The 4,824-nt window shown below is 67.4% G+C and carries 5 protein-coding genes and 1 pseudogene; 3 read left to right on the top strand and 3 right to left on the bottom strand.

Going from position 1 to position 4,824, the window contains the following annotated elements; all coding sequences use genetic code 11:
• Window positions 1-410: pseudogene (locus P2Q66_RS04370) on the bottom strand (transcription-repair coupling factor); the annotation flags it as partial.
• Between the two features lie 227 nt (window positions 411-637).
• Here P2Q66_RS04370 and P2Q66_RS04365 point away from each other — a divergent pair.
• Genes P2Q66_RS04365 through P2Q66_RS04355 form a run of 3 tightly spaced genes read left to right on the top strand, consistent with a single transcriptional unit; the run spans window position 638 to window position 2,914 of the window.
• On the top strand, window positions 638-2,146 hold the full coding sequence (locus tag P2Q66_RS04365) for an SDR family oxidoreductase (protein WP_275725900.1): 1,509 nt from the start codon (window positions 638-640) through the stop codon (window positions 2,144-2,146).
• A 44-nt stretch (window positions 2,147-2,190) separates the two neighbouring features.
• Window positions 2,191-2,688 carry a DUF2505 domain-containing protein gene (locus tag P2Q66_RS04360; RefSeq protein WP_079595644.1) on the top strand — a complete coding sequence of 166 codons (498 nt, stop codon included), beginning with the start codon at window positions 2,191-2,193 and terminating at the stop codon, window positions 2,686-2,688.
• Between the two features lie 4 nt (window positions 2,689-2,692).
• Window positions 2,693-2,914 carry a hypothetical protein gene (locus tag P2Q66_RS04355; protein ID WP_079595645.1) on the top strand — a complete coding sequence of 74 codons (222 nt, stop codon included), beginning with the start codon at window positions 2,693-2,695 and terminating at the stop codon, window positions 2,912-2,914.
• 73 nt (window positions 2,915-2,987) lie between these two features.
• Here P2Q66_RS04355 and sufU read toward each other — a convergent pair whose 3' ends face one another.
• Entirely contained in the window at window positions 2,988-3,437 is a 450-nt protein-coding gene (gene sufU, locus P2Q66_RS04350) for a Fe-S cluster assembly sulfur transfer protein SufU (RefSeq protein ID WP_079595646.1), read from the bottom strand.
• A 21-nt stretch (window positions 3,438-3,458) separates the two neighbouring features.
• Window positions 3,459-4,787 carry a SufS family cysteine desulfurase gene (locus P2Q66_RS04345; protein WP_275725896.1) on the bottom strand — a complete coding sequence of 443 codons (1,329 nt, stop codon included), beginning with the start codon at window positions 4,785-4,787 and terminating at the stop codon, window positions 3,459-3,461.
• Window positions 4,788-4,824: the final 37 nt, after the last annotated feature.

Below are 4,824 nucleotides of genomic sequence, written 5' to 3'. Positions count from 1 at the left end.
GACAACCGGCGTCCCACGGTGTCCGAGCGCGGCGAGAGGCGCTCGTGCGGGAGGGTCTCCCAGCTGGGGAACTCCGCCACCGCGTCAGCCGGCAGGTAGGCGCGTAGGGCGGCGGCCAGGTCCTCGGCTTCGCGGCCCGTGGCGGTGACGGCCAGCACCACGCCGGGCTCTGCGCCACCGGGCTGTTCTGCCGTGGCGGCCGTCAGCCCGTCCGCCATTTCGGCGAGCAGTACGGCCCGCAGCCCGGCAGGTGCACTGATCTGGTAGTCCTGGCCCCGGACGGAAAATCCCCGGGCGGCCTCGGCCCGGACGCGGGCGAAGGTCTGGTCCGTGGCGAGTACGCGGCGCAGGCCGTCCAGTGACGGGCCTGGGGTGGATTGGCCGGCGGTGGACGGGCCGGGAAGGCTCATGGCAGAAGCTCCTGTGGTGTTCATGGATCGCAGGCAACGCGAAAACCCGAAATTCGCTGCGAATCCCGGGTACCCCCAGCCTACCGCGCACCGGCGACATGGCTGTGGCCGGATCCGGAAAGCCTCCACCGGATGTGGCGGCTAGGCTGGCCACACCGGCCAGGCAACCGGAGCCCCGTCCACAGTGGCTTCGGCTCCGAACTGCTGGGGACGAAAAGGAGACAGGCATGACCGAAAGCAAAAAACTGCAGGCGTCACCGAAAACCGTCCTGGTCACCGGCGCCACCGGCTACATCGGCGGCCGGCTGGTGCCCAAGCTCCTGGAGGCAGGCCACAGCGTCAAGGTGCTGGTGCGTTCCCCTGACAAGATCGCCGGGGTGCCGTGGCGGGACGACGTGGAGGTTGTGGAAAGCAGCCTAGACGACGGCGACGCGCTGCGGGCGGCGCTGGCCGGCGTCGACGTCTTTTATTACCTGGTGCACTCCATGGCCGCCGGGGCCGGGTTCGAGGCCAAGGAGCAGGCTATGGCCCGGACCGCCGCCCAGGCAGCCGCGGACGCCGGCGTTGACCGGATCGTCTACCTGGGGGGTCTGCACCCCAAGGGCGTGGAGCTCTCCACCCATATGCGTTCCCGGGAGGCCGTGGGCCAGGTGTTCCTGGACAGCCCGGTGGACGCCGTCGTCTTCCAGGCAGGCGTGGTGATCGGCTCCGGCTCGGCGTCCTTCGAAATGATCCGCCACCTTTCCGAAACGCTGCCCCTGATGCCCGCACCCAGCTGGGTGCGGAACCGGATCGAGGCCATCGCCGTGCGCGACGTCCTGTACTACCTGGTGGCCGCGGCGTCGCTGGACGGGCCGATCAACCGGACGTTCGACGTCGGCTGCCGGCAGGTGCTCACCTACGCGGGGATGATGAAGGAGTACGCCGCGGAAGCTGGCCTGCCCTACCGGGTGGTGCTGGCGCTGCCCGTCCCGGCGCCGAAGCTGGCAGGCATGTGGGTGGCACTGACCACGCCCATCCCGCTCTCCATGGCGGTACCGCTGGTCCAATCCCTGCAACATGACGCCGTGTCCAACGAACATGACATCGACCAGTACGTGCCACAGCCCGACGGCGGCCTGACCCCCTACCGGACCGCCGTCGCCCTGGCGCTGGGCAAGGAACGGGACGGCCAGGTGGTCACCACCTGGGCCAACGCCGGCGTGGCATCGGACCCGTTGCCGAGCGACCCTGACTGGGCCGGACACAAGGTGTACATCGACGAACGGACGTTCCACGGCGACGTTGACCCGGCCCATGTGTGGACCGTCATCGAAGGCATCGGCGGCCGGAACGGCTGGTACTCGCTGCCCCTTGCCTGGCAGGTGCGCGGGTGGCTGGACAAACTGACCGGAGGCGCCGGACTGCTCCGCGGACGCCGGCATCCCCACACACTGGCCATCGGCGAAGTGGTGGACTGGTGGCGGGTGGAACGGATCGACCGCGGCCGGCTGCTGCGGCTGCGTGCCGAGATGCGGGCGCCCGGGCGGGCCTGGCTGGAGCTGTCCGTGGAACCCGACGGAACCGGCAGCCGCTACCGGCAACGGGCCATCTTCTTCCCCAAGGGGTTGAGCGGCCGGCTGTACTGGCTGGCCGTCCTGCCGTTCCACAGCCTCATCTTCCCGGCCATGGCACGGAACATCACCGGGGCCGCGCAAAAGCTCGTCGATGCGGAGCGCCCGGCCGGGACACCGTAGGATGTTTTGAGTTAAATCCGTTCCCCAATGTCCCAGGAGGACCCATGGCCCTGAGCGCTACCACCACCCTTCCGCACTCCGTCGACAGCGTTGCAGCTGTCCTGGTGAACGAGGATTTCCAGCGCCACGTCAGCCAGCTGGTGGGCGGCAACCTGGAATCCTTCACCGTTGACGGTGACGTCGCCGGTGCGTTCAGCGCCACGTCGGTGCGGACCCTTCCCACCACCCGCCTTCCCGAATTCGCCCGCAAGTTCGTGGGCGAGCACCTGAAGGTGACCCAGGTGGAAAGCTGGGCCGCTCCCGCCGCGGACGGCTCCCGGCAGAGCAACATCTCCCTCAAGATCGCGGGCGCACCCGTGGACGTCACCGCTGTGCAGCGGCTGGTGGCTGAGGCCAGCGGAACCCGCGTTGAGCTCGAAGGCGAGGTCAAGTCCTCCGTGCCGTTCCTGGGCGGCAAAATCGCAGACGCTGCCGAGCCCATGGTGGCCAAGGCCCTGAACCTGCAGGCCAAGCAGGCGCAGGCCTGGCTGGAAAGCCACTAGTTCCGTGGAGTTGCCCGTTTTCGCTGCCCTGGTCCTGATCGTGGCCGGCGTCTGGTCCCTGGTGGTCTGGCCGCAGTTCCTGCGCCGGGTCATGAAGGACCCGCGTGCGCGCGATGCCGCCGGCAAGGCCACGAAGTTCCTGACGGTCCACGTGGTGCTGGTCAGCATCTCGATGGTGCTGGGAGCCGCCACGGCCGTCATCGGCATCATGGGGCTGTTCGGGTAAGTTGCGTTAAACCGGAAGACCCTCCTCCCGCAGTTCACGGGGAGGAGGGTCTTTTTGTATCCGCGCCGGCGTATCAGGCCGCCTGGTTCAGCGCATCCTCCGCGGCAACCCAGGAAATCATGGCGCACTTCACGCGTGCGGCGTACCGGGCAACGCCTTCAAACGCCGCGGCGTCCCCCAGCAGGTCCGGATCGGCGTGGATCTTGCCGCGGGACCGCAGGACTTCGCGGAAGCTGTCAATGACCTCATGCAGTTCCGCCACGGTCATGCCCTCCGCAAGCTCCGTGAGCACCGAGGCCGATGCCATGGAGATGGAGCAGCCCGCCCCGTCCCAGGAAACCTGGGCCACCTTTCCGTCCTCCACCGCAAGGCGAAGGGTCACCTCATCCCCGCACACGGGGTTGAGCTGGTGGGATTGCCCTGTGGACGCGCCCTCGGGAGCCACGGTTCCGGCGAGGCCGCTGCCGTGGCGGGCTTTGGAGTGGTCGAGAATGATCTGCTGGTACAGCTGGTCCAAACTCATGGGTTACCTTCGATCTTCCGGCTAGGCGCGGAAATAGGCCCGTACGCCGGCCACGGCATCCAGGAACTGGTCCACGTCATCGGTGGTGTTGTAGAGGTAGGCGCTGGCGCGGGTGGTGGCGGTCAGCCCCAGCCGGCGGTGCAGCGGCTGCGCGCAGTGGTGGCCAACACGCACGGCGATCCCCCTGGAGTCCAGGAACTGCCCCACGTCGTGGGCATGGACGCCCTCGACGTCGAACGCTGCAAGCCCAATCCGTTCCCTGCCGGCGGCCGGACCCAGCACGCGGATGCCGGGAATCGATTCAAGACCGGTCACCATCCGTCCCCCGAGTTCGCTTTCCCACCGGTGGATCCGGTCCAGCCCGGTTTCCGTCAGGTAGTTTGCTGCCGCGGCCAGGGCTACGGCCTGTGAGATGCGCTGGGTCCCGGCCTCGAAGCGCTGCGGGGCAGGCAGATACTCGGCACGCTCCATGGTGACGGTGGTGATCATGGAACCGCCCGTCAGGAAGGGCGGCAGGATATCCAGCAGTTCCTGCTTGCCGTAGAGCACGCCGATTCCGGTGGGGGCGAGCATCTTGTGCCCGGAGAAGACGGCGAAGTCCACATCGAGTTTTTTGACGTCCAGCACCATGTGCGGTGCCGACTGGCAGGCATCCAGGACCACCAAAGCGCCCACGGCGCGGCCCAGGGCCACGAGTTCCCGGACCGGGTTGATGGTGCCCAGGACATTGGACGCGTGCGTGAAGGCAAGAACCTTGGTCCGGCTTCCGATGATGTCCCCGGCCTGGTCCATCCGGAGGCTACCGGCGTCATCGATGGGAATGTAACGGAGGGTGGCACCGGTGCGGAACGCCAGCTCCTGCCAGGGAATGAGGTTGGCGTGGTGTTCCATCTCGGTCACCACAATTTCGTCGCCGGGCTTCAGGGCGAGGTCCGCCAGCCCGGCGTCACCCCGGCCCTGGGCAGCCCACAGTCCCGCTGTGGACAGGGTGTAGGAGATGAGGTTCAGGCCTTCGGTGGCGTTGGACGTCCAGATGGTCTCCGAGTAGTCGGCGCCAATGAAGTCGGCCACTGTCTGCCGGGCGTCCTCGAAGGCTTCGGTGGCCTCCACGGCAAGGTGGTGGGCGCCACGGTGCACGGCCGCATTCCGCTGCTCATAGAATTCCTGCTCGGCTTCAATGACGCTGAGGGGGTTCTGTGAGGTTGCCCCGGAGTCCAGATAAACCAGTGGCCGTCCGTTGACGAGCTGGTCCAGGACCGGGAAATCATTACGGATGCGGAGAACTTCGGCGTTATCCAGTGTGGCCGGGAGGGCTTGCTCCAGTGAGGCTGGCGTTGATACGAGGGCCAAAACAATCTCCTTGGGATGCCAACGGATGACATTCAAT

The organism is Arthrobacter sp. Cr_A7, assembly GCF_029222765.1.
Lineage (GTDB): Bacteria > Actinomycetota > Actinomycetes > Actinomycetales > Micrococcaceae > Arthrobacter.
This window is presented reverse-complemented; position numbering and strand designations above follow the sequence as displayed.